The sequence below is a fragment of the Bacillus sp. NH11B genome (genome assembly GCF_001884205.1).
Classification (GTDB): Bacteria; Bacillota; Bacilli; order Bacillales; family Bacillaceae_G; genus Bacillus_A; species Bacillus_A proteolyticus.
Window position 1 is genome coordinate 105,284 of record NZ_MAOG01000130.1, and the last position, 24,353, is coordinate 129,636.

Below are 24,353 nucleotides of genomic sequence, written 5' to 3' on the forward strand. Positions count from 1 at the left end.
CCTTGTACCTACGCGTAATTTTTCCGCTAGGTTTCAAGGGTTAAGTATGATGATGATGTTTTTGTGCAAATGTAACTACAATTGTTGTATAAGTAAGCATAGTTCTTTGCTCCCTTTCTCCTCTGATTTTGAAGTTAGTATACTACATGTTTTTTTGAATGAAAAGAAAAATATAAATTTTTTTATAAAAATACGTATCATCGGTTAAATATTTACCTATATTTTTCTTGTACTGGAAAATAAGTGAGAGATTGGCAGAAGAGTGTAGCGTGGTATAATACATATAGAATTAGAAGGTGACAAGGGGCTATTGTAGATGATGAGTAAGTATGAACAAATTTATACAGAAATCAGTAAGTCTATTGATAATAAACAATTAAAAGAGGGATGCAAAATCCCATCAGAAACTGAATTAATGAGGCAGTATGAAGCAAGCCGAGGCACTGTAAGAAAAGCGGTAGATTTATTGCAAGAGCGTGGATATGTTCAAAAAATACATGGAAAAGGTGTTTTTGTTTTAAAGCGAAAAAACATTGAGTTTAATTTTGGCGGCATAGTAAGTTTTCAAGAAGAAAATGAGCGTTTAGGACGTCATTGTATTACAGAAGTCGTGGAAATGGAGAAAGTAAAAGCGACAAAAGAGGTAGCCAAGTTATTAAACGTGAAAGAAAAAACGGAAATAGATCATATTAAGCGTGTACGAAATATTGATGGAGAAAAAGTAATTTTAGATATAAACCATTTTGTATCGGAATATATTCCAGGATTAACGAGAGAAATTGCAACTGCATCGATTTATAAATACATTGAGAAAGAATTAGAGCTACATATTAGCTATTCACAGAGGGTAATTGAAGTACAACCATGTACAGATGATGACCGAAAGTATTTAGACTTAAATGGAACAGACTATGTTGTCGTTGTAAAAAACTTTACTCATTTATACGATGGGAGTCAGTTCGAATATACGGAATCACGTCACCGTTTAGATATTTTTCACTTTTCGGATGTGGCGCGAAGAAAATAAAGAGATGGAGCGAAATAATCGTTCCATCTCTTTATTTATCCCGCTATTTGCGGGCAGTAAAAATCCCCCCTCAAAATTCGGCAGGAGCCAAGAAGTTAGGTGGAAGCCCCGCTGCCCGTAAACGCCCGATTAGTGAGGGCTGATTAAAGTTTCACTTTATAAAAAAATCACCAACTCGTATATACGAGTGTTGACTAACTTATATATACGAGTTAATATGTAAGTGTAAACGGTATCAAAAACAGAAAAGAGGGACGGGAATATGGGGAAAGACTATCGTAAGACAGCAGAAGAAGTGTTGCAGTACATTGGTGGGAAAGACAATATTGAACAAGCTGCGCACTGTGTAACGAGGCTCCGTATCGCTTTAAAAGATGAAAGTAAAATAGATAATGATAAATTGCAGTCTGTTTCATTAGTGAAAGGAGCGTTTCATAACGCTGGGGTATTTCAAATTGTAATCGGTCCAGGGGACGTAGATCGTGTTTACGCTGAATTGATAACGCTTGCAGGTATGGAGGAATCGACAGTAGCTGACGTAAAAGATTCTGGAAACCAAAAGTTAAATCCAGCTCAAAAATTTGTAAAAGTATTTTCAGATGTATTTATGCCGATATTACCAGCGATTGTAACAGCTGGTTTACTGATGGGGATTAACAATTTATTAGGGGCAAAGGACTTATTTTTTGATGGTAAAAATTTATTAGATGTTTATCCGAACTTAGGAGGGCTTTGGGATTTAATTAATATGATGGCCAATACAGCGTTCGTATTCTTACCAGCACTTGTCGGTTGGTCAGCAACGAAGCGTTTTGGTGGTAGTCCGATACTCGGGATTGTTATGGGATTAATGCTTGTGCATCCGGCCTTATTAAACGCGTGGGATTATGGAAAAGCAGCGACTGGTTTAGAGGGACAAAAGATTGAGTACTTCGATATTTTAGGATTATTTCAAATTGAAAAGGTAGGATATCAAGGTCAAATCCTACCGGTTTTAGTAGCGGCATTTGTCTTAAGTAAAGTGGAAATCTTTTTAAAGAAACATGTACCAAATGCGATTCAATTATTAGTTGTACCAATTACAACAATCGTTGTGACAGGTGTGTTAGCATTGGGAATTATCGGTCCAGTTACACGTCATATTGGAGATTTATTAACAGCTGGATTAGTAGGTGTATATGAAACAGTACCAGTAGTTGGAGCAGTATTATTTGGAGCATTATATGCACCGCTCGTAATTACAGGTATGCATCATATGTTTATTGCCATTGACTTACAATTAATTGCACAACACGGCGGTACATTCATTTGGCCGATGATTGCTCTTTCTAACATTGCACAAGGTAGTGCGGCACTAGCAATGTTCTGGATTTCTAAAAATCAAAATGATAAAAGTATGGCATCGACATCAGCAATTTCAGCGTACTTCGGTATTACAGAGCCAGCGATGTTTGGTGTGAATTTACGAAATAAATTCCCGTTCTATGCAGCGATTATAGGATCTGCTGTGGCAGCGATATTCATTACATTAAATGGTGTATTAGCACCTGCTATCGGAATTGGCGGATTGCCAGCATTTATTTCTATCATTCCGAAATCGATTCCAATGTTTGTTGTAGGAATGATTATCGCAATTGTAATCCCATTTACGTTAACATGGTTATTTGCAAAAAGAGTTAAACAGAAGTAGGAGGAAGTTAAGCATGAAGGATTGGCATAAAAGTGTAGTCTATCAAATTTATCCGAAGAGCTTTAATAGTTATTACAATAAAGAAACCGGTGATATAAAAGGGGTTACAGAGAAACTAGATTATTTAAAAGAACTTGGAGTAGATTATATTTGGTTAACACCGATATACGAATCACCACAAAATGATAATGGGTACGATGTAAGTGATTATTACAGTATTGATCCATCTTACGGAACGATGGAAGAGTTTGAAGAGCTTTTAGAAGAAGCGAAAGCACGTGACATTGAAATTATGCTCGATATCGTTGTAAACCATAGTTCGACGAAGCATAAGTGGTTTAAAGAAGCAAAAGAAGATAAAAATAGTCCGTATCGTAATTACTATATTTGGCGTGATGAAAAGAATAATTGGCAGTCTAAGTTTGGTGGGTCTGCTTGGAAGTATGATGAGCAGACTAAGCAATATTATTTACATCTATTTGATGAGACACAAGCTGATTTAAATTGGGAAAATGAAAAGCTTCGTGAAGAAGTATATGATATGATGCGCTTTTGGCTTGAGAAAGGGGTAACTGGATTCCGATTAGATGTTATTAATTTAATTTCAAAAGATCAACAGTTCTTAAATGATGACGGAAGTACGGCGACAAGTGATGGCCGTAAATATTATACAGATGGTCCGCGTGTTCATGAATATTTACAAGAGATGAACCGAAATGTGTTTGAAGGGAAAGATGTAATTACAGTTGGAGAAATGTCATCTACGACAATTGATAATTGTATTAAATATTCAAACCCTGGGCGCAATGAACTAAGTATGACGTTTAGTTTCCATCATTTAAAAGTAGATTATCCAAATGGTGATAAGTGGACGAAGGCTGAGTTTGATTTTATTAAATTAAAAGAGATTATGTCTAATTGGCAAATTGAAATGCAAAAGGGCGGGGGATGGAATGCATTATTCTGGTGTAATCATGACCAGCCTCGCATTGTGTCACGCTTTGGTAATGATGGAAAGTACCGAAATGAATCTGCAAAAATGTTAGCAACGGCTATGCATATGTTGCAAGGCACACCTTACATTTATCAAGGCGAAGAAATCGGTATGACGAATCCTAATTTTGAGTCTATCGAACAATATCGTGATGTGGAATCGTTAAATATATATGATATAAAACAAGAAGAAGGCTTATCTAAAGAAGAGATTATAGGAATTTTAAAACAAAAATCTCGTGACAACTCCCGTACTCCGATGCAGTGGAATGAAGAGGCGAACAGCGGTTTTACAACAAGTACGCCTTGGATCTCTGTAGCTGAAAATTTTAAAGAGATAAACGTAGAGAAGGCATTAGAAGATAATGAATCTGTATTTTATCATTATAAAAAGTTAATTGAACTTAGAAAAAAATACGATATAATTACAGACGGAAAATATGATGTTTTAGATGAAAATCATCCTAAGATTTGGGCGTATACACGTACTGTAAATAATGAAGTATTACTTGTTATAAATAACTTCTATGGAGAAGAAATAACATATTCTGTACCAGGTAATGTTCAATTAGATGGGATGAAACAAGAAGTATTATTGTCAAATTATAAAGATTCAAGCAAGGATATTACAAATCTTAACTTAAGACCTTATGAATCAATTGTATATCGATACACAAAATAAAACAGTTGTATGCCCGCGAGGCATACAACTGTTTTATTTTAAGACACCGCTATATAAAATATCTACTTCTACTTCTGGTTTGAACTTCACTTTTGCATAATCTTTATTCCAATTTTTTTTCTTCCATAGACAAATCAAATCGAGTTAATAGTGGTTCAAGAGCTAATTGGTGAATTAAATTGGGGTCTGTTAAAGATTCGATATATAAGATTGTTCCTTTTCCATTTTGAAAAGGAACATCTAATTTTTTTATATCATCGGAATGAGAGAGCTTGTTTTCAATGTAATTAATATTTTCCGCAAGTGATGGAAACATAGGCTTCGTTTTATTCGTCTGTTGGTTATTGTTTTGTTCTGTCACATTGTCCACCCCTTTTAGGATTAAATTATCACTGTTAATCTTTGTTTTTTATGAAAAAATTATGCTTGTATTCTTTTTAAGAAATTAGCTTGAAAGTTACGTTACGTCATCTTTTATACTAAAGAAAATAGGATATAGGGGATGGTATAGATGACTTTGAGGTATATGTGGGGATGGAAAGAAATCTTATATTTATTTATGTTTGTATTCATTATTGTTCCAGTAACAGTTGAATCTCTTTTTTTTGAGTATGCTTTAAAAATAATAGGGAACTCATTATATGCTGGAGTATTAATGGGACTTATAATGGCAGTGATATTTACGTTTGTAGTTTATCTTTTTTGCATAAAAAGATATAAACTGTCGTGGAAAGATATTGGAATTCGGAAGCTTTCATGGAAAGATTTATTGTGGACATTTGTAGCGGTTATTTCTTTGATTGTAGTTAGTATTGGAGTATTAATGATAATGGAGAAACTGGGGATTTCTTTTGAAAATAGTAAAACGGAGACGGTCCAAAAGGATAAATCAATATATTCGTTCTGTATCGCGGTAATTGGAGCGGCGGTTATATCACCAATCTATGAAGAGATTTTATATAGAGGTGTTTTTTATACATTTTTTCGTGATAGATATGGTATATGGGGCGGTATGCTTATAAGTTCAATAATATTTACTGTTGTTCATATCCCAACATATAACACATTACCGGTGAATTTTTTAAGCGGCGTAGTATTCGCATGGTTATATGAGAAAACAAATTCTATTTTATCAGCTATGGTTGCCCACGCGTTATTCAATTTCATAGCAGTACTTCTCACATTTATGTCGAATTAAGAAGATATATAGGAGGGATACATATGGAAATAGCTGTAGAACGAGTTTTTACAAAAGAGATTTTAACAAGAGCAGCAAAGGAATTTCATGTAACAGTGGGAGAAAACCCACTTGGTGATTTTGAAAATTATATTTTTAAGGCGAAGGATAAAAATGATGAGGATTCCGTATTACGTTTAACGCATTCTTCTCATCGTTCTAAAAAAGAGGTAGAAGCTGAACTAGATTTTTTACGATATGTTGCGGAGAACGGGGCAAAGGTAGCAGGACCACTTTACTCAACATCTCAAAATCTTGTAGAAGAAATTGTAGCAGAGGATGGGACTTTCTTTTTCGCTTCTTTATTTACATACGCAAAAGGTGAGCAAGTAAAAGGAGAAGAATCACCTTATTGGGGAGATACTTACTTTGAAGCGTGGGGAAAAGCGATTGGACAACTGCATCGCCTTACAATGAATTATCCTAAAACTGACTACCGTGATACGTGGGAAGAGGACGAAAGTAGCATTGTTAATGAATTAGAAGATGAGAAAGTGAAAGAGATTGCTGCTATATTAATGGATGAAATAAAGGCTCTTCCAATCGAAAGAGAAACGTTCGGCCTTATGCATGGCGATATTCATCCAGGCAATTTTCATTATGATGGAAAAGAGCTAACAATCTTTGATTTTGATGATGCAGCTTATAATTACTTTATACATGATTTAGCAATGGTTCTTTATTACTCGGTTCTTTTTACACCGTGGACAGTGGAGGAGAAGACGACATTCGCTCGTAAACAGTTACAAGTGTTAAGAAAAGGATACGAATATGAACACAGGCTAGCGGATAGTTGGTATGAATCGTTACCGTTATTTTTACGTCTACGTGATATTGGTTTATACGGTACGCTTCAAAAGAAGTTTAAAGGGAAAGATATGCCAGATCATTTTCGAGAATTAGCAGAACAACTCTATGAAAGAATTATAAAGAAGGAAGCAATTGTGAATATATAATACATCCAGATCGAGACAAAGTATACAAAATAAATGTATACTTTGTTTTTTTATACAAAAATATGTTTACTTTATTAAAATAATATTGTTATAGATTCGGTATACACTTATAATTTTATATATATTCTGAATATTCTTTATAAAGGAGGAGGGGGAAAGTTGGAAGCTATCGTAAGTTGGATAAATAATATTGTTTGGAGTCCCGCACTTGTCTATTTATGTTTAGGAGTAGGCTTATATTTTTCCATTCGAACGAGGTTTTTACAAGTAAGACATGTAGGAGAAATGGTGAAGCTTACATTTCAAGGGGAAAAGTCTGATGCGGGTGTTTCTTCATTCCAAGCGTTAGCACTTTCGTTATCAGGGCGCGTTGGAACGGGAAATATTGCCGGTGTTGCAACGGCTGTTGCCTTTGGTGGTCCAGGGGCTGTATTTTGGATGTGGGCGGTAGCCTTTTTAGGAGCTGGTTCTGCATATGTAGAATCGACGCTTGCACAAATATATAAGACGAAGCATCAAGGGCAATTCCGCGGTGGACCTGCTTATTACATTGAAAAAGGACTAGGTGTTAAATGGTACGCATTAGTGTTCGTTGCAGCGACAATTCTTGCGACGGGAATGCTGTTACCGGGTGTTCAGGCGAATAGTATTGCTGTAAGTTTGGAAACAGCTTTTGGCATTAATACTTCTGTATCCGGAGCGGTATTAGTAGCGGCATTAGCACTTATTATTTTTGGTGGAGTTAAGCGAATTGTTAACGTAGCGCAAGTTGTAGTACCGTTTATGGCGCTTGGCTATATTTTAGTAGCTTGTATAATTGTAGCTATGAATATTGAAAAATTACCAGACGCTTTCATGTTAATTTTAAAAAGTGCATTTGCATTAGAAGCGGCTTTTGGCGGGATTATCGGTTTAGCAATTTCTTGGGGTGTAAAACGTGGTATTTATTCAAACGAAGCAGGGCAAGGAACTGGGGCCCATGCAGCAGCAGCAGCTGAAGTATCGCATCCAGCTAAACAAGGATTAGTACAAGCATTTTCCGTTTACATTGATACATTATTTGTTTGTTCAGCAACAGCATTTATGATGATTATTACAGGCATGTATAACGTATTTGATGCAAGCGGAAAAAACTTTATCGTCAATAAATTAAATGGTGCACAGCCAGGTCCCGGTTATACACAGGCAGCAGTAGAATCTGTTTTCCCTGGATTTGGAAACGGTTTCGTGGCAATCTCTCTACTATTCTTCGCATTTACAACAATTATGGCTTATTACTACATTGCAGAAACGAATATAGCTTACTTAAATCGTGATAAAGACCGTCCTTGGATGTCTATCGTACTAAAGTTTGTATTCTTAGGAGTTGTATTCTACGGTTGTGTAAAAACAGCAGCAACAGCATGGGCTTTAGGAGATATTGGTGTAGGAATTATGGCATGGGTTAACATTATTGCGATTTTATTATTACAAAAACCGGCATTGATTGCATTAAAGGATTATGAAAAGCAGAAAAAAGAAGGAAAAGATCCAGTATTCGATCCGCAGAAATTAGGAATTAAAAATGCTGATTTCTGGGAGCATGAATACGGGAAAGACAAGAAAGAAGAAGTATCTTAAGAGAATAGAAATGAAAGAGCAAAGGGAAATCCCTTTGCTCTTTTTTATGGACAAAATGAAGCTGAAAGTTATTTTTTTGCCTATTTTTGAATATAAAAAGAATGTACATGCTTTGTTTAGGGGAAGGGGGGAGTATGTTGATAGAGTTTCGTAATGTAAATAAATATTATGGTAACTTCCAAGTTTTGAAAAATATTAATGTGCAAGTGAAAAAGGGTGAAGTGGTAGTAGTTGTCGGGCCTTCAGGATCAGGAAAAAGTACATTGCTTCGGTGTATAAATCAATTAGAGACAATTACAGACGGAGAATTAATTGTACAAAATACAGAGGTACACAATAAGAAAACGGATATGAATGAATTACGCCGAAATATTGGGATGGTCTTTCAACACTTTTATTTATACCCACATAAAACAGTGCTTCAAAATATTACATTAGCACCAATGAAAGTAAATAAAGTTTCGAAAGAGGAAGCTGAGAAAACAGCGATGTTTTATTTAGAGAAAGTAGGAATTCCGGAGAAGGCTAGTGTATATCCGCATCAATTATCAGGAGGTCAACAGCAAAGGGTAGCGATTGCAAGAGGGCTTGCAATGCAGCCAAAAATTATGTTGTTTGATGAGCCAACGTCTGCCCTTGATCCAGAGATGATCGGAGAAGTGCTTGATGTTATGAAAGCGTTGGCTAAAGAAGGAATGACGATGGTTGTTGTCACACATGAGATGGGATTTGCACGTGAGGTAGCAGATAGGGTTTTATTTATGGATGACGGTCAAATTATCGAAGATACAACACCAGCACAATTTTTTGCAAATCCTGAACAAGAAAGAGCACGTCTATTTTTAAGCCGGGTATTAAATCATTAAAGGAGGAATTTCATGTTTAAGATGAAAAAGTTGTTTACCCTAATCGTATTCTCATGTTTATTCGTACTTATTGTTGCTGGATGCGGGGGTAAAAAAGAAGAGGCGAAAGAAACGAATACGAAGCAAGGCGGAGCTGTTGAGCAAATTAAGAAGCGCGGGAAATTAGTAGTTGGGGTGAAGAATGATACGAATTTATTTGGGCTGAAAAATCCTTCAACAGGGCAGGTAGAAGGATTCGATGTTGATATCGCGAAGGCACTTGCGAAAAAAATTCTTGGGGACGAAAAGAAACTAGAGCTGAAAGAAGTAACATCTAAAACACGTATTCCACTACTGAAAAATGGTGATATTGATGCAATTATCGCGACAATGACAATTACGGAAGAGCGTAAAAAAGAAGTGGATTTTTCAGATGTATACTTTAAAGCGGGGCAATCGTTACTTGTGAAAAAAGGGAGCGATATTAAAAGTATTGATGATGTGAAAAAAGGTGTGAAAGTGTTAGCTGTAAAAGGTTCAACGTCTACAAATAATATACGTCAAAAATCACCAGAATCGACTGTATTAGAATTTGAAAATTACAGTGAGGCGTTTACAGCGTTAAAAGCAGGAAAAGGTGATGTTTTAACGACAGATAATGCAATTCTTTATGGAATGGCAAAACAAGATTCTAATTATGAAGTTGTAGGGAAAATTTTCACGGATGAACCGTACGGAATTGCAGTGCAAAAGGGTGCAGAGGATTTAACAAAAGAGATTAATAGTTTATTAAAAGATATGAAAGCTAATGGAGAATACGATAAATTATATGAAAAATGGATCGGTCAAAAACAAGAAAAATAAAGTGAAACTAACTGGAATAAATAATAAGAATGAGAGGATGAGGGATACTCATCCTCTTCTTATAAAGAAAGAGGGGAGAATATGTGCCTGATTTTTCTATATTAACGAATAACATTGATATGTATTTAGAAGGCTTTAAATATACGGTTATGTCTAGTGTAATTGCATTAATAGGAAGTTTTATTTTAGGAGTAATTTTGGCGGTAATGCGTATTGCACCTATTCGTATTTTAAATTGGATGGGCTCTACTTATGTAGAGTTTGTTCGAAATATTCCACTCGTATTAATTGCATTCATTTTTTATTTTGCGTTGCCGGTAATAGGAATTACTTTCAACGGTTTTGTAGCAGGGACAGTTGCGCTTACAGTTTATACAGCGGCTTTTATTGCGGAAGTAATTCGTGCTGGTATTTTATCAGTCGCGAAAGGTCAAATGGAAGCAGCACGTTCTTCAGGATTAACTTATACGCAAGCGATGTATTATGTCGTCTTACCTCAAGCGATGAAAATCGTAATTCCTCCTCTAGGAAATCAATTTCTCAATTTAGTAAAAAACTCTTCAATACTCGGAATTATTGCTGGAACGGATTTAATGTATCAAGGAGACTTAATTTCAACGAAGACGTTTGTTACGTTTGATGTATATATATTTGTGGGGATGTTTTATTTAGTATTAACAATTCCACTAAGTATGCTGGTGCGTTATTTAGAAAGACGCTTGGCAAAGGAGGGGGTGTAGATGGATTTTCAAGGTGCTATTACAGGAGATCATATACTCTTTTTATTAAAAGGATTGCTTATCACGCTAGAAGTTGCTCTTGTAGCGATTGTACTTAGTTTTATTATCGGTAGTGTAATAGGAACGTTGCGCTATGCAAAAATACCCGTCATCTCACAAATACTAGGATTTATCGTTGAAGTTATTCGGAATTTACCACTTCTTTTAATTATATTTTTTACGTATTTTGCACTTCCAGAGGCAGGTTTGAAGTTAGAAATTATAACAGCCGTAATTGTTGCTTTAACGATATTTGAAGCAGCGATGATATCTGAAATTGTTAGAAGTGGCTTATTATCTATCGAAAGAGGGCAAATTGAAGCGGCGCGCTCTTCAGGATTAACATATGTCCAGACGCTTTGGCACATTATTTTACCGCAAGCACTTAGAAGAATGGTTCCTCCGCTTGTTAGTCAATTTATTTCATTGTTAAAGGATACGTCATTAGCGGTTGTTATATCATTGCCAGAGCTTATGCATAATGCTCAAATTATTAGCGGACAGAACGTAAATTATATGATTCCAACATTTATACTAGCAGCTTGTATGTATTTCGTTGTAAATTACGGTTTATCAATTTTATCTAGAAGATTAGAAATACGTTAACTCTTACAATAATACGTAAGGGTTTTTCCTTATTAATCCTTAATTACCTTAAAATAGAATCTTAATCTCTTAATAATTAAATTTTTATAATGTTTTATCAGAAAAGTTTTAATTTTATATAGAAATTGTAACCGCTTTCGTGTATATTTTTATTATCAGAAAATTTTAAAAAGAGATAGAGGGTTTATAGGGGAGGATTACAATGCAGCAAACAACGAATGATAAATTACATCGTACGATGAAGAGTAGACATTTATTTATGATCGCACTAGGTGGTGTAATCGGGACAGGTTTTTTCCTAGGTTCAGGATACACTATTAATCAAGCTGGACCAGGGGGAGCCATCCTTTCATATTTAGTGGGCGGATTTATTATGTATTTAACAATGCTTTGTCTTGGAGAGCTAACGGTAGCGATGCCAGTTTCAGGATCTTTCCAAAAGTATGCGACGAAGTTTATTGGACCAGGAACTGGGTTTATGATCGGCTGGCTATACTGGATTGGATGGGCGGTAACAGTAGGATTAGAATTAACATCGATCGGTTTAATGATGAAAAGATGGTTTCCGAATGTTGATGTTTGGGTATGGTGTCTCGTATTCGGGGTTATTTTATATGCTTCAAACGCTATTTCAGCGAAAAGTTATGCTGAATTAGAGTTTTGGTTCTCTAGTATTAAAGTAGTTACAATTATTGCATTCATTCTACTTGGTGGTAGCGCATTACTAGGATTTTTACCATACGACGGAAAAGAAGCAGCACCTCTTTTCTCTAACTTTGTAAGTGATGGTGGGCTATTCCCAAATGGACTAGCCGCAGTGCTTCTTACGATGATTACAGTTAACTTTTCCTTCCAAGGAACAGAGTTAATCGGGATTGCAGCAGGAGAGAGTCAGAATCCTGAAAAAACAATTCCACGTGCAATTCGTAATACAGTATGGCGTATTATGATATTCTTCATCTTAACAATGACAATTTTAGTAGGATTAATTTCTTGGAAAGAAGCAGGAGTAATTGAAAGTCCATTCGTAGTTGTATTTGATAAAATCGGTATTCCATATGCAGCTGATATTATGAACTTCGTTATTATTACAGCTCTTCTATCTGTAGCGAACTCAGGATTATATGCAGCAACGCGTATACTATGGTCACTTGCAAATGAAGGAATGGCACCAACTTCTTTCAAGAAAGTAAATAAACGTGGTATTCCAATTACAGCGTTAGTCGTAACGATTGCTGTTGCGGCGTTATCTTTATTAACAAGCTTCCTTGCAGAAGATACAGTATATATGTACTTATTATCTATAGCTGGTTTATCTGCTGTTTCAAGTTGGATCATTATTGCTTTATCACAACTTCGCTTTAGAAGTCAGTATTTAAAAGGCGGAGGAAAATTAGAGGACTTAAAGTATAGAACACCACTATACCCGCTTGTTCCAATTTTAGCTTTAATTACAAATAGTATCGTTGTTATTAGTTTAGCGTTTATTCCAGAACAAAGAATGGCGTTATATTGTGGTATTCCATTTATCATTTTCTGCTACATATATTATTATATGAGTAAGAAACGAAAGAAACCGATGAAAGTGGAGATGGAAAAAACAAATGAAACTAACAATCAAACACGATGATATAGAAGCAGATTTATCGTATGGTCAATTAGTGATTGGAAAAGAAAATGGATATTCACCGTTACAATTACTAATCTCTTCTATCGCAGGATGTAGTGCAATTGTCTTTCGAACGATTTTAGAAAAGAAACGTATTACATACGATACGTTTACAATTGAAACTGAAATTGGTAGAAGTGAAGCTCTATCAAAACCAGTTGAAAGTGTTCATTTGCACTATAAAATTAAAGCACAAAACATTACAGAAGAGCAATTAGACAAGGCGCTGCAACTTGCGGTGAAAAATTGCACAATTGTTCAATCTGTAAAGGATAGTATAAAAGTTACAGAAACAATTGAATTAGTAAAGTGAAACTTTAATCAGTGGGGGTGTTTATCACCACTGATTATTAGCTTTCACCAATCGGGCTTTTACTGCCCGTTAATGCGGGGTAAGGTGAAACAGAAAAACGTGAGAATAGGGCGCTCACGTTTTTTTGTTTTTGAAAGAGGAGGAACCATGATGGAATGTTTAGGGTGTAAACTAGCAAATGCAGAAGAAATTATATATAAAGTGTATGAAGATGATTATGTAACTTGTTTTTTAGATCATGCGCCTTTCTATACAGGGCATACTTTAATCGTGCCAAAGCAGCATGTTGTAGAAGTAGACGAATTAGATGATTGTGTAGCAAAAGCGATTATGGATGCTTCTAAGCTTATTTCAAAGGCTATTAAATTACTGTATAAACCAGATGGAATTACAATTTGTCAAAATGGTGGAATTTTTAATGAATTAACGCATTATCACATGCATGTTGTACCGAGATGTAAAGAGCGTTCGTTTGCTGAATTTTATACGGTACAACCGGAAGAAAAGCAGAATCATAACTTTGAAGAAACAAAGACATTATTAAAAGAAGTGATAGAGCAAATACTGCATACCGAAAAGGCGTAAGAAGAATTTTCTTACGCTTTTTAGTCTTCATACATATTTAAAATCTCTTTCGCGCGTATACGTAAACCATCTATTAATTCTTTCGGTTCTAAAACTTGTGCATCTTTTCCAAGCCGATAAAATAGAGGCGTAATAAAATTAATTTCGCCTTTATCAATTGTTAAGTTTATATATCCTGTCCCGTTTGCATTTATTACAACGAACTCCTCAAGGCAAGGAACGCTTTTACATTGGCGTAAGCCTTCTGTTGTCAGTAAAACATGTAACTGCGTAGGACTGTGTACTACGTTAGAGCTAGAGGTAAACCATTCTTCTAAATTCATGAACGTATCTTCATTTTCTTCTGTTGATAATATAGAAAGAATACGATCAACGCGATACAGTAATACTTTTTTTCTACTGAAATCATAGGATGGTAAGTACCATAGCCCGTCATGAGCGTATACACCGATAGGATGAACATGTTTTGTTTTTATCCCTGATTTAGATTCGTATTGAAAGTTTAAATTTTTATTTTCAATAGCCGCTGTTAACACTTCTTTTAAAAGTGGTGTATCAATTGTTCTCTTAGGATTCCAAAAGGCGATATAAGAGCGGATTTTATCAACTTTCGCTTTCGCATCGTTTTGGAGAGAGCTATACAGTTTATGAGTAACAGAATTGATTTCTGTATTAAAAGGCAAGTCTCGGTAGTAGCTTAAAGATTGAAAAGCAAAAAAGATGGATACGGCTTCTTCTTCGGTAAATAAAATAGGCGGAATGACTCTATTCGTTAATACTTTATATCCTCCGTTACGACCTTGTTCAGCATAAATAGGTAACCCCATATCACTTAAATCTAAAATGTATCTATGGACAGTACGAACGGAAATATTAAATTCATCAGCTATTTCTTGCGCTGTAAATGTTTTTTTCGCAGAAGCAAATATAAGAATATCTAATAAGCGTTTAGCTTTTGACAAATGTATCACCTTTTTTCTTTTTAACATGACATAAATTGTCGTGTTTTATTGTTAGTATATTGTTTACATCATATGTTATCAAGATGAGATGCAAGGAGGAAAAGATATGTCACGTGAAATAGTTTTATTTATTGCAGCTAGTTTGGATGGATATATTGCGAAAGAAGATGATGATTTACAGTGGTTAATGGAAACCGAAGGAGAGGGAGATAACGGTTATACAGAAATGTATGAAACGATTGATACAATAATTATGGGAAAAAGAACGTACGATTATGTAGTAGAGCATACGGAAACATTCCCGTACTTAGATAAAGCATGTTATGTTTTTTCTCGTTCAGAAAAAGGTTCAAACGGAAACGTGGAGTTTGTAAATGAAGATATAGTGGAATTTACAAAAAGGTTAAAAGCACAAGAAGGATCTAAAATATGGATGGTCGGTGGAGGGAGTCTACTGAGAGAGTTCTTTAAGAATAATCTAATTGACGAATATGTTGTTACGATTACACCTCATATATTGGGTTCTGGTATTCCGTTATTTAAAGAAAAGAATCCAGAAATTCATTTAACTTTAACGGAAACGAAGCGGTTTGGCCAATTCGTAAATCTATATTATAAAGTAAAGTCCTAAAGGATAAGAAAACACGACTATTGATGTATAGTCGTGTTTTTATGTAGCTGGTAATGAAATCGTAAAGCAAGATCCATGACCAACTTCACTTGTTGCAGTAATATTTCCGCCGTGTAGTTCTACAATTTCCTTTACGATGGAGAGTCCTAAACCAGTTCCACCTGTAGCTCTGGAGCGCGCTTTATCAACCCGGTAAAAGCGGTCGAAAATGTGAGGAAGGTCTTCTGGGGGAATACCTTCTCCCTCATCCTCAATTTTGATGGAAATATGTTTATCTTCTTCTGTAACAGAAATATTGATATGAGAATGTTCTTTTGAATGCCTGTAAGCGTTATTTAAAATGTTCACTACAACTTGTTCGAATCGCTGTTCATCCAAGTTTACTAACAGTGAAGGAGGACAAGTGAAAGAAACTGTAATGTGTCTTTCCTTATACATCGCGTTTACTTTTTCGGTTATGCGAGTAAGGAAGGTGTGTAAATGCACTTCCTTTACTTGAATAAAAAAGTTATGTTTTTCCATTTGGGCGAGTGAAAATAAATCTTGAACTAAGTTTGTAATATAATCAGATTCGTCTTTTATAATGGATAAGTATCGTAAACGTTGCTCAGGAGGTGTACTTTCTTTTAATGCAATGTCAGCATAACCTCTTACGTACGTTAAAGGTGTTCTTAATTCATGAGCAACACTTGCTAGAAATTCACTTCTTTCAGTTTTCATATAATGTAAATCATTTGCGAGAGTTTGGATGGATTCTGCTAGTTCACCAATTTCGTCATTTCGAGTAGTCGTTAATGAAACCGATAAATCCCCCTTACTCATTTTTTCAGTCGCTTGTTTCATGTGTAACAATGGTTTTGTTAATAAACGTGACAATAGAAAGATGGTGATAGCTGTTAATAGGAAAGTAATGACTCCGGCGATAATGAATTGTCTTGTTAGCCCGTTAACCATTTTTTCGATTGATTCCGTCCCGAGAAACATATATACATAGCCTTCCGTTTTTCCTGCCACTACAATTGGGCTAACTGTACATATGTAATTAGATGTTTTCCAATGATTCTCTATAATTGTTCCATCATGATCTGTTCGTGTTTGCATGCCTTCAATATGCTTTTTTATAGTAGTATTTATTTCATTGGATTTTGCTAGCACTTCCTTATTTGCATTTGTAATAATAACAGTTGTTTCAGCTTCGGATTCCATTAAAGCAACATGGGAGATTGTTTGCTTATCAAAATACTTTTCAAGGACATCTCGGTGACTATTTCCGCGCTTTAATAAAGCTGTCATTTCTTCATTTACTCTATTGTTTACAAGGCTATAATAGAGCAAGACAAATAGAACACTTTCAATTAAAAGTGTAACAACTAGAAAATAAAATCCGAGTTGAATAGATATTCGCTTCATTGCTTTGCTCCTTAATATAGTGTATCAATCCATCTATAGCCTACTCCATATACAGTTTTTAAATGATGATCAATAGGGAAATTTACTTTTCGTAATTTATCACGCAAATTACGAATATGTGAATCGACTGTTCTATCTTCTGTATTTGTATTTAAACCCCAAATTCGTTCAATGAGCTGATCACGGCTTAATACGTAGTTCACATGACGTAAAAATAATCCGAGTAAAGAGAATTCGATTGGAGTGAGAAGAAGTTCTTCATTATAGACAGAAACGAAATGCTTGGCCTCATCCCATAAAATGCCGTGATATTGGATTTGCGTACGTTGATTCGTTCGTCTTAAAACAGCTTCAATTCTTGCGAAAAGCTCCTCTTCATGGAAAGGTTTCGTCACGTAATCATCTGCCCCAAGTTTTAACCCTTGGATGACATCTACCGTTTGATCACGGGCAGTTACCATAATGATAGGAACGTTACTAAATGATCGAATTCTTTTGCACGCTTCCCATCCATCCATCTTTGGCATCATAATATCGAGTAAAACAAATTTAAAATTCCGATTTTCTATATGTGAAATAGCTTCTTCTCCGGACACTGCACATACGCAGTTATATCCGATTGGAGTAAGATAAAGTGTTAATAATTCAAGCATTCTCGGTTCATCGTCTACGAGTAGTATATCGATCATAGAGTACCTCCGCATTTGTAGTCATTATTTAAATTGTAAGTCAAAATCATGAAGAAATGGTGCAGATTATAATGCATCTGCATAATTTCTTCAGAATTGCTTGTTATTGTAAAGGTGAAATTCCATTTTAGGCAATAATATTGGCTCGAAAACGATTAATACGGAGGCGATATAGTGAAAAAGATGACCCGAATTCTTGGGATAACAATAATTGCGGCAGCTGGTCTTGCGGCGTGTGGACAAACGAACACAGATCATAAAAATCATGAATCTACAACAGAGAAGAAAGCAGAGCAAAAGGAAATGAAAATGAATCAGGAGGTAACTGCGCCGAAAGAAATGAATGCTGGGGCATCGAATGATTTATTAACGACAAGTTTAAAAAATGTAACGAGATTAAATACAAATGATCCTCTGCAAATGGCAGTATTAACTTCGCAAACAATATGGCCAGCTACCCATAAGGAGAATCAGCCAGGCGCTATTATTTTAGTACCAGTAAGCGAGTGGCAATTAGGTATTGCAAGTGCAGATCTTATTCATCATCCGAATAACGGGCCAATTTTATTTATAGAAAAAGAAGTGGTACCCGAAATGACATTAAAAGAAATAAAAAGATTAAATCCGCCCGGAACGAAAGATGGAACGCAAATTATGGTGATGGGGGATGTAGGTGCATCTATCCTTGAGCAATTAAAAGAATATAAAGTAAAGCAAATAAAAGAAACGGACCCAGCTAAATTTGCCAAAGATGTCGATAAAGAATATGCCACTATAGCGGGAGATTATCCAAATAGCGTTATTATCGGTTCGTCTGAAGAAGAAGGACGTTTATATACAACACCAGCTGTAAATTGGATTTCTCATATGCCAGAACCACTTTTATATGTAGAAAAGGATAAGGTGCCAGAAGCGACAATAGAGGCATTAAAGGTAAGAAAAAATAAAGCAAATATATATGTGTTAGGACCAGAGAAAATCATTTCAAGAGAAGTAGAAAAAGAGTTAAATAAATACGGAAAAGTGATCCGTATTAGTGGGGAGACGCCAACAGAAAATTCGGTTGCGTTTGCGAAATTTAAAGATGAAAAAACGAAATTTGGCTGGGGATTCACAAAACCAGGTCACGGTTTGTCATTTGTTTCAAGCAAAACACCAGACTTAGCAATTGCGGGAGCGCCGTTTTCACATATGGGTAAACATGCCCCGGTTGTCTTGCTTGAGGAAGGAAAAGCTTTACAACCAGTGTATGACTTCCTTGCTAGTATTCAACCGAAGTTTAAAGATGACCCGACACTTGGACCGTATAACCACGGCTTCTTATTAGGAAGTACTAGTGATATTTCATTTGAAACACAAGGTATATTGGATGAGAGATTAGAGATTGTGCAAGAAAGTGGTCAAGGTCACGGTGGACATTAATAAAGTGAAACTTTAATCAGTGGGGGGTGTTCCTCCCCCATTGATTATCAGCCCTCACCAATCGGGCTTTTACGGGCAGTTGATCTCCACCTAACATCTTTGCTTTCGCTGAATTTTGAGGTGGGGTCTTACTGCCCGTTAATGCGGGGTAAAATGAGCAAAGGCGCTGCTAAGGTAGCGTCTTTTTTTAGGAAACTTTTACATAGCAAAAAATCCTCTACTCGTTATATAATAGCCTTCGTGCAGTCGGCCCTGGTTTTCTTACGGAGAAAATCAAATGATAAAAGAGTAGAGGAGTGGTACTTTGTTTCAAACAATAAAAAATGACTGGTTCTCCAATGTGAAAGGGGACGTACTATCAGGAATTGTCGTTGCTTTAGCGTTAATTCCTGAAGCGATAGCTTTCTCTGTTATTGCAGGTGTAGATCCGACGGTTGGATTGTACGCGGCCTTTTGTATTGCGGTTACAATTTCGTTTGTTGGTGGAAGAACTGGAATGATTTCAGCTGCAACAGGTGCAATGGCATTATTAATGGTAACGCTCGTTAAAGATCACGGTTTACAATATTTATTTGCTGCGACAATAGTAACAGGTATTGTCCAAATTATTTTTGGAGTGTTCAAACTGAGCTCATTTATGAAGTTTGTTCCTAAATCCGTTATGAGTGGTTTTTTAAATTCACTTGGAATTTTAGTTTTTACAGCGCAATTGCCGCATTTTAAAAATGCAACTTGGCAAATGTATGCACTTGTCGCATTAGGACTTGCAATTATATATTTATTTCCACGTATTACGAAGGCTGTACCGTCTACACTTATTTCAATTATTATTGTGACAAGCATTGCACTTATGAGCGGATTACAGTTGAAAACAGTAGGAGATATGGGAAGTTTACCGAAAGAATTACCGTTCTTTAGTATGCCTGATGTGCCGTTTACACTGGAGACATTACGTATTATTTTACCGTACTCAGTTATGCTTGCAATTATCGGTTTACTAGAGTCATTATTAACAGCTTCGGTTTTAGACGATATGACACATACGGAAAGTAATAAACATAAGGAAGCACGTGGCCAAGGTATTACAAACATTGTCGCTGGTTTCTTCGGAGGAATGGCAGGATGTGCAATGATTGGACAATCTGTTATTAACATTAAATCAGGCGGTCGTGGGAGATTATCGACGTTTGTAGCCGGTGGTTTTTTAATCGTATTACTATTTGTTTTAGGTGATTACGTCGTTCATATTCCGATGGCAGCTTTAGTTGCTGTTATGATTATGGTTTCGATTGGGACTTTTGATTGGAACTCTGTAAAAACGCTTCATAAAGTACCGAAAGGAAACGCATTTGTTATGATCGTAACAGTTGTAATTGTTTTAATCACACATAATTTAGGATTAGGTGTAATTATTGGAACAGTAATTAGCGCGGTTTTATTTGCGTTCAATATGGCAAAGATTCACGTGAAACATTCGTATATTGAAAATAAGAAAATATATGAAATTTACGGCCAACTATTCTTCGCATCTACGGCAGATTTTATAAATGCTTTTTCATATAATGAAGATGCAAAAGAAATTGAGCTGAACTTTACTCACGCACACGTATGGGATGATTCAGCAGTAGCCGCAATTGATAAAGTTATAATGAAGTATGAACAAAATGATGTGAATGTAAGTATAACGGGATTAAATGAACGAAGCTCGAAGATTGTTTCAAATTTAGCTACTTATAATAAGAGAATTGCTAGTTAGAAGCCTCCTTTTTAGGGGGCTTTATTATATAATACGAGTAGGATAACGAAAAGGGGATTCAGCATATGTACAAACAAATTTTATTAGCATGTGACGGTTCTGAACATGCACTTCGAGCAGCTGAGCATGCAACATATATTGCGAAATTTAACGAAGAAACACATGTTGAAGTTGTGTACGTAGTAGATAATAGAACGGCAAAATCAGATATTGTACAAGGACAAACGGATTTAGAAACAATATCAGCTAGTCGAAAAGATAAATTAAAAGAGATTGAAGGTTTATTAAAGAAAGAGAACATTTCTTATACAATTACGATATTACATGGCGATCCAGGAGATACGATTGTTCAATATGTCAATACAGGAGATATAGATCTCGTTATAGCTGGAAGTAGAGGATTAAATACATTGCAAGAGATGGTGCTTGGTAGTGTCAGTCATAAAATAGCAAAACGAGTGAAATGTCCGGTGATGATTATCAAATAAATTGAGTGAGATATTTTGTAGTGTAAGCAAGACCTTGATATAATTCGAGGTCTTTTTTGACGTATAAAAGGGGGGAGTGTGGACATAATAGATACATAAGTTTTAGAAAATATTAACTTACAAATTTGTAAGTTTGTTGTCAGAAAAATCGATGTTATGAAATTTTCCCCATTGGTAAAATAAGAGTATCAAAGGGGAAATAGGGAGGATGAAAAAGATGAAAGCATTTCAAAATTTATCATATAGCCAAGGTGTCGGTCTTATTTGTTTAGGGGGATTTGCTGGATCTGTTACATTAGCTGTTGTAATAAAGATGGTTCATCAAATCTTTTAATGCTAGAGTAGGGAAGGAATTGGTTGTTATTAATAGCAAGAAAAGGGTTATAAATAAAAAATAGCTCCTGGCATGTATCTCAGTGCCAGGAGCTATTTTCTTATTTCTCTGTTTCTGCTTTATCGCTTGTTACACTAACTTTAGCCCACTTATATTGATCTTCCGGTGTATATTTATAATCTTTTACGCGATTATTTACACCTTTTAGGTCAAATTTATAATGAAGTGGAATTAATGGTACTTCATCATGAACTAATTTTTGCCATTTATCGTAGACATCTTTACGGTACTTTTCATCAGCAGCTTCTGGAGAAATACCTTGTTTTAATAATTCTGTGTTTTTGTCACTAGCCCAACGTGGGTAATTGAACGATGCATCTTTAGCCCAAATACCAGAAGGATCTGGGTCAGATCCAGTTCCCCAAGCTGCCGCGAAAAGATCAACTTTTGGATCATCTTTTTTAATCATATCGTAGAATGAGTTAAATTCATGTAAGCGACCATCAAGAAGCTCTACTTTTAGGCCGATGTCTTTCCAAGATTGAATAAAGAATTTTGCAAGTGGTTCACTTACATCGCTACCACTCATTGATAAGAAATTAGCTTTAAATTCTTTACCATTCGGATCTTCACGGAATCCATCTCCGTTCGTATCTTTATAGCCAGCTTCATCTAATAATTTTTTAGCTTTCTCTACATCTTTATCATAGGCACCAGCTTTATTGTTATGATATTTTGGTAGAGATGGTGGGATTGGTGAGTTAGCCGGATAACGTAGGCCATGATATAATTTTTCACCAATTTCTTTTCGATCGATAGCATACGCCATTGCTTGACGTACACGAACATCTTTAAATTTCTCCTTATCCATTACTACTTCTTCTTTTTCTTTATCCATATGGCCTAATTTAAAACCGATATAGCTATAGTATAAATCAGTTTTACCGACTAATTGTGCATTTTTTAATTGACTTACATTTGGATATTGATCTGCACTTACTTCAGCAATGTCAATATCACCATTTTTTAAGGACGCGTTAACAACGGAAGGGTTAACAACTTTTAAAACCATACTTTTCAGTTTTGGTTTTCCACCATAATAATCATCAAAACGTTCAAATTCAACGGCTTCACCTGGCGTAATTTTCTTCACTTTAAAAGGTCCGAAACCAATTGGATTTTTACGGATTTTATCAGATTCTGCTAATTTATCGATTGGTACATCTCCTAAGTATTTCTTATGAAGAGGGTATGTCCAAAGCCCAGTTTTCACTGAAGGGTTCGGTGTTTTAAACGTAATCGAAATTGTTTTTTGATCCGTTACCTTTATACCTGAAATTTTTTCGGCTTTTCCATTATGGTAATCTTCCATACCTTCAATCATTTGCATTTGAGTGTCATAGCGAGAACCGGCATATTGTTTGCTACCAATCACTAGATAAGAATATTCTAAATCCTCAGCAGTAACAGGGTTTCCATCATGCCATTTTACATTATCTTTGATTTTTAGTGTAATTGTCTTTTTATCTTCAGAAATTTTATATGTAGCAGCGCCATCATTCGTGTATTCCCAGTTTTCGTCATTTGATAATAAAGATTCATCGAAAATTGTAATGACTTGGTTATCGGGATCCCCTTCATATACAGCGAAATTTAAAAGTCCTTCAAATGGTGTGTTAGAAACAAGACCATATGTTAATGAACCATCTTTAATTTCCTTTTTATCATTTTTAACAGATGCACTAAATTTATTTGTATCTACTTTTTTTGTGCTGCTCGTTTTTTCACTACCACCACTGCCCCCACATGCTGAAAGTAGTAATGTTGAAACCGCAAGTGTACTTAATACTTTGAAAAACTTTGGCTTATTTGTCATTTCTTCCACCCCTTATCCTTTTCTTTGTCTTGCGTCGGCCGAACGACGTAGCGCTTGACCAATAAAATTTATACACAGCATCAATGCTAAAATCATGATTGATGCAGGTAACCAAATCCACCATTTCTCTTGTAATACATCTGGATTTCTAGCATAACTAACAAGTGTACCAAGGCTTGGTGTACTTTCTGGTAGACCAAATCCTAAGAAAGTTAGACCAGATTCAATACCGATGTTTCCAGCAAGATTTAATGTAACGCTAACAATGATAATTGAACTTAAGTTAGGTAGTACTTGGAAAAGAATGATTTTCCAGTTTGGTGTTCCTAAAGTTTTAGATGCAGAGACATAATCGAGTTCTTTTTCAGTTAATACTTTTGAGCGAATTAATCTTGCCTTTCCTGTCCATAAGAACACGCTCATAATTAAAATGAAAGTGAAGATATTGAATGTAGGAACAAGTGTAATAAATACAATTACAAGCATTAAGAATGGTAAAACCATAACAAAGTCGATAATGCGCATAATGATATTATCAATTGCTCCTCCAAAATAACCGGCAATTAATCCAATTGAAAGGCCAATTAAACAAGAAAGAATAGTAATTGCTAATCCAATTGTAAATGAGTTACGCGTACCAATAATAAGTTGACCGAAAATATCGCGTCCTCCGTAATCTGTTCCTAACCAATGTTCAGCAGAGGGAGGAGCATAAATAGCGAATAAATCAACTCGTACAATATCTTCTTGTTTCATAATAAAAGATGTTACGTAGACTGCTAGTAATAAGATTGCTAGGAAAACAAGTGAAAACATTGCCAATTTATCTTTACGAAGTTCTCGCCACATAATAGAGAAACCAGAAGGGCTTTTTTCGTAATGAATAACTTCAGTTTGTTTTTCAGGGTTTGCTAACATA

22 protein-coding genes and 2 pseudogenes are annotated in these 24,353 nt (G+C 35.4%); 18 read left to right on the forward strand and 6 right to left on the reverse strand.

Features of this window, described 5'->3' with window-relative positions; all coding sequences use genetic code 11:
* Nucleotides 1-316 precede the first annotated feature (316 nt).
* From treR to treC, 3 genes are all read left to right on the forward strand, one after another.
* Nucleotides 317-1,027: a trehalose operon repressor gene (treR, locus tag BAU27_RS23995; RefSeq protein WP_071743784.1), complete on the forward strand. Its 711-nt coding sequence runs from the start codon at nt 317-319 to the stop codon at nt 1,025-1,027.
* Nucleotides 1,028-1,289: 262 nt separating this feature from the next.
* Nucleotides 1,290-2,717, forward strand: coding sequence for a PTS system trehalose-specific EIIBC component (treP, locus tag BAU27_RS24000; protein WP_071772182.1), 1,428 nt, complete (start codon nt 1,290-1,292; stop codon nt 2,715-2,717).
* Between the two features lie 13 nt (nt 2,718-2,730).
* The gene (treC, locus tag BAU27_RS24005) at nt 2,731-4,392 is read left to right on the forward strand and encodes an alpha,alpha-phosphotrehalase (RefSeq protein WP_071772183.1); all 1,662 of its coding nucleotides are present in this window, start codon (nt 2,731-2,733) and stop codon (nt 4,390-4,392) included.
* 118 nt (nt 4,393-4,510) lie between these two features.
* Here treC and BAU27_RS24010 read toward each other — a convergent pair.
* A pseudogene (locus tag BAU27_RS24010) lies at nt 4,511-4,708 on the reverse strand (hypothetical protein); the annotation flags it as partial.
* A gap of 195 nt (nt 4,709-4,903) precedes the next feature.
* Between BAU27_RS24010 and BAU27_RS24015 the strand changes: the two are divergent.
* The 10 genes and pseudogenes from BAU27_RS24015 to BAU27_RS24065 all read left to right on the forward strand — a co-directional run bounded on the left by BAU27_RS24015 (nt 4,904) and on the right by BAU27_RS24065 (nt 13,866).
* Nucleotides 4,904-5,590, forward strand: coding sequence for a CPBP family intramembrane glutamic endopeptidase (locus BAU27_RS24015; protein ID WP_071772184.1), 687 nt, complete (start codon nt 4,904-4,906; stop codon nt 5,588-5,590).
* Between the two features lie 23 nt (nt 5,591-5,613).
* Nucleotides 5,614-6,585, forward strand: coding sequence for a phosphotransferase enzyme family protein (locus BAU27_RS24020; RefSeq protein WP_071772185.1), 972 nt, complete (start codon nt 5,614-5,616; stop codon nt 6,583-6,585).
* A 159-nt stretch (nt 6,586-6,744) separates the two neighbouring features.
* Nucleotides 6,745-8,205, forward strand: coding sequence for an alanine/glycine:cation symporter family protein (locus tag BAU27_RS24025; protein WP_071743778.1), 1,461 nt, complete (start codon nt 6,745-6,747; stop codon nt 8,203-8,205).
* A pseudogene (locus tag BAU27_RS24035) lies at nt 8,150-9,071 on the forward strand (amino acid ABC transporter ATP-binding protein). The gene BAU27_RS24025 and the pseudogene BAU27_RS24035 overlap by 56 nt, the downstream one beginning before the upstream one ends.
* A gap of 12 nt (nt 9,072-9,083) precedes the next feature.
* Nucleotides 9,084-9,914 (forward strand): glutamine ABC transporter substrate-binding protein GlnH, encoded by an 831-nt coding sequence (gene glnH / locus BAU27_RS24040; protein ID WP_071772187.1) that lies wholly within the window; start codon nt 9,084-9,086, stop codon nt 9,912-9,914.
* An 83-nt stretch (nt 9,915-9,997) separates the two neighbouring features.
* Nucleotides 9,998-10,654 carry an amino acid ABC transporter permease gene (locus BAU27_RS24045; protein WP_071772188.1) on the forward strand — a complete coding sequence of 219 codons (657 nt, stop codon included), beginning with the start codon at nt 9,998-10,000 and terminating at the stop codon, nt 10,652-10,654.
* Nucleotides 10,655-11,299 (forward strand): amino acid ABC transporter permease, encoded by a 645-nt coding sequence (locus BAU27_RS24050; RefSeq protein ID WP_071772189.1) that lies wholly within the window; start codon nt 10,655-10,657, stop codon nt 11,297-11,299.
* 202 nt (nt 11,300-11,501) lie between these two features.
* Complete coding sequence (locus tag BAU27_RS24055) at nt 11,502-12,929, forward strand: amino acid permease (protein WP_071772190.1); 1,428 nt, start codon at nt 11,502-11,504, stop codon at nt 12,927-12,929.
* Complete coding sequence (locus BAU27_RS24060) at nt 12,904-13,281, forward strand: OsmC family protein (protein ID WP_071743771.1); 378 nt, start codon at nt 12,904-12,906, stop codon at nt 13,279-13,281. Before BAU27_RS24055 ends, BAU27_RS24060 begins: the two co-directional genes overlap by 26 nt.
* A 150-nt stretch (nt 13,282-13,431) precedes the next feature.
* Complete coding sequence (locus tag BAU27_RS24065) at nt 13,432-13,866, forward strand: HIT family protein (RefSeq protein ID WP_071772191.1); 435 nt, start codon at nt 13,432-13,434, stop codon at nt 13,864-13,866.
* Between the two features lie 20 nt (nt 13,867-13,886).
* On the opposite strand, the gene BAU27_RS24070 is transcribed toward BAU27_RS24065, so the two are convergent.
* Nucleotides 13,887-14,855 carry a helix-turn-helix transcriptional regulator gene (locus BAU27_RS24070; RefSeq protein ID WP_139254682.1) on the reverse strand — a complete coding sequence of 323 codons (969 nt, stop codon included), beginning with the start codon at nt 14,853-14,855 and terminating at the stop codon, nt 13,887-13,889.
* 79 nt (nt 14,856-14,934) lie between these two features.
* On the opposite strand from BAU27_RS24070, the gene BAU27_RS24075 reads away from it, so the two are divergent.
* Nucleotides 14,935-15,459: a dihydrofolate reductase family protein gene (locus BAU27_RS24075; protein WP_071772193.1), complete on the forward strand. Its 525-nt coding sequence runs from the start codon at nt 14,935-14,937 to the stop codon at nt 15,457-15,459.
* A gap of 39 nt (nt 15,460-15,498) precedes the next feature.
* Here BAU27_RS24075 and BAU27_RS24080 read toward each other — a convergent pair whose 3' ends face one another.
* Both BAU27_RS24080 and BAU27_RS24085 read right to left on the reverse strand, forming a co-directional pair.
* Complete coding sequence (locus BAU27_RS24080; protein ID WP_071772194.1) at nt 15,499-16,869, reverse strand: sensor histidine kinase; 1,371 nt, start codon at nt 16,867-16,869, stop codon at nt 15,499-15,501.
* A gap of 11 nt (nt 16,870-16,880) precedes the next feature.
* Entirely contained in the window at nt 16,881-17,558 is a 678-nt protein-coding gene (locus BAU27_RS24085) for a response regulator transcription factor (protein WP_071772195.1), read from the reverse strand.
* Nucleotides 17,559-17,732: 174 nt separating this feature from the next.
* On the opposite strand from BAU27_RS24085, the gene BAU27_RS24090 reads away from it, so the two are divergent.
* The 4 genes from BAU27_RS24090 (at nt 17,733) to BAU27_RS24110 (ending at nt 21,558) form a co-directional block, all read left to right on the forward strand.
* A complete protein-coding gene (locus tag BAU27_RS24090; protein ID WP_071772196.1) occupies nt 17,733-18,980 on the forward strand; it encodes a cell wall-binding repeat-containing protein in 1,248 nt (415 codons plus the stop codon).
* 304 nt (nt 18,981-19,284) lie between these two features.
* Nucleotides 19,285-20,736 carry a SulP family inorganic anion transporter gene (locus tag BAU27_RS24100; protein WP_071772198.1) on the forward strand — a complete coding sequence of 484 codons (1,452 nt, stop codon included), beginning with the start codon at nt 19,285-19,287 and terminating at the stop codon, nt 20,734-20,736.
* A 65-nt stretch (nt 20,737-20,801) separates the two neighbouring features.
* The gene (locus tag BAU27_RS24105; protein ID WP_071743763.1) at nt 20,802-21,224 is read left to right on the forward strand and encodes a universal stress protein; all 423 of its coding nucleotides are present in this window, start codon (nt 20,802-20,804) and stop codon (nt 21,222-21,224) included.
* A 208-nt stretch (nt 21,225-21,432) separates the two neighbouring features.
* Nucleotides 21,433-21,558 carry a DUF4027 family protein gene (locus BAU27_RS24110; RefSeq protein WP_083596135.1) on the forward strand — a complete coding sequence of 42 codons (126 nt, stop codon included), beginning with the start codon at nt 21,433-21,435 and terminating at the stop codon, nt 21,556-21,558.
* Between the two features lie 100 nt (nt 21,559-21,658).
* Here BAU27_RS24110 and opp4A read toward each other — a convergent pair whose 3' ends face one another.
* Complete coding sequence (opp4A, locus tag BAU27_RS24115; RefSeq protein WP_071772199.1) at nt 21,659-23,434, reverse strand: oligopeptide ABC transporter substrate-binding protein; 1,776 nt, start codon at nt 23,432-23,434, stop codon at nt 21,659-21,661.
* Between the two features lie 12 nt (nt 23,435-23,446).
* The gene (locus BAU27_RS24120) at nt 23,447-24,352 is read right to left on the reverse strand and encodes an ABC transporter permease (RefSeq protein ID WP_071743761.1); all 906 of its coding nucleotides are present in this window, start codon (nt 24,350-24,352) and stop codon (nt 23,447-23,449) included.
* Nucleotide 24,353 lies beyond the last annotated feature (1 nt).

Coding starts and splice junctions, on each gene's coding strand:
- treR (WP_071743784.1), top strand. CDS start 317: ATGATGAGTAAGTATGAACAAATTTATACAGAAATCAGTAAGTCTATT.
- treP (WP_071772182.1), top strand. CDS start 1,290: ATGGGGAAAGACTATCGTAAGACAGCAGAAGAAGTGTTGCAGTACATT.
- treC (WP_071772183.1), top strand. CDS start 2,731: ATGAAGGATTGGCATAAAAGTGTAGTCTATCAAATTTATCCGAAGAGC.
- BAU27_RS24015 (WP_071772184.1), top strand. CDS start 4,904: ATGACTTTGAGGTATATGTGGGGATGGAAAGAAATCTTATATTTATTT.
- BAU27_RS24020 (WP_071772185.1), top strand. CDS start 5,614: ATGGAAATAGCTGTAGAACGAGTTTTTACAAAAGAGATTTTAACAAGA.
- glnH (WP_071772187.1), top strand. CDS start 9,084: ATGTTTAAGATGAAAAAGTTGTTTACCCTAATCGTATTCTCATGTTTA.
- BAU27_RS24050 (WP_071772189.1), top strand. CDS start 10,655: ATGGATTTTCAAGGTGCTATTACAGGAGATCATATACTCTTTTTATTA.
- BAU27_RS24055 (WP_071772190.1), top strand. CDS start 11,502: ATGCAGCAAACAACGAATGATAAATTACATCGTACGATGAAGAGTAGA.
- BAU27_RS24060 (WP_071743771.1), top strand. CDS start 12,904: ATGAAACTAACAATCAAACACGATGATATAGAAGCAGATTTATCGTAT.
- BAU27_RS24065 (WP_071772191.1), top strand. CDS start 13,432: ATGGAATGTTTAGGGTGTAAACTAGCAAATGCAGAAGAAATTATATAT.
- BAU27_RS24070 (WP_139254682.1), bottom strand. CDS start 14,855: ATGTTAAAAAGAAAAAAGGTGATACATTTGTCAAAAGCTAAACGCTTA.
- BAU27_RS24075 (WP_071772193.1), top strand. CDS start 14,935: ATGTCACGTGAAATAGTTTTATTTATTGCAGCTAGTTTGGATGGATAT.
- BAU27_RS24080 (WP_071772194.1), bottom strand. CDS start 16,869: ATGAAGCGAATATCTATTCAACTCGGATTTTATTTTCTAGTTGTTACA.
- BAU27_RS24085 (WP_071772195.1), bottom strand. CDS start 17,558: ATGATCGATATACTACTCGTAGACGATGAACCGAGAATGCTTGAATTA.
- BAU27_RS24105 (WP_071743763.1), top strand. CDS start 20,802: ATGTACAAACAAATTTTATTAGCATGTGACGGTTCTGAACATGCACTT.
- BAU27_RS24110 (WP_083596135.1), top strand. CDS start 21,433: ATGAAAAAGATGAAAGCATTTCAAAATTTATCATATAGCCAAGGTGTC.
- opp4A (WP_071772199.1), bottom strand. CDS start 23,434: ATGACAAATAAGCCAAAGTTTTTCAAAGTATTAAGTACACTTGCGGTT.
- BAU27_RS24120 (WP_071743761.1), bottom strand. CDS start 24,352: ATGTTAGCAAACCCTGAAAAACAAACTGAAGTTATTCATTACGAAAAA.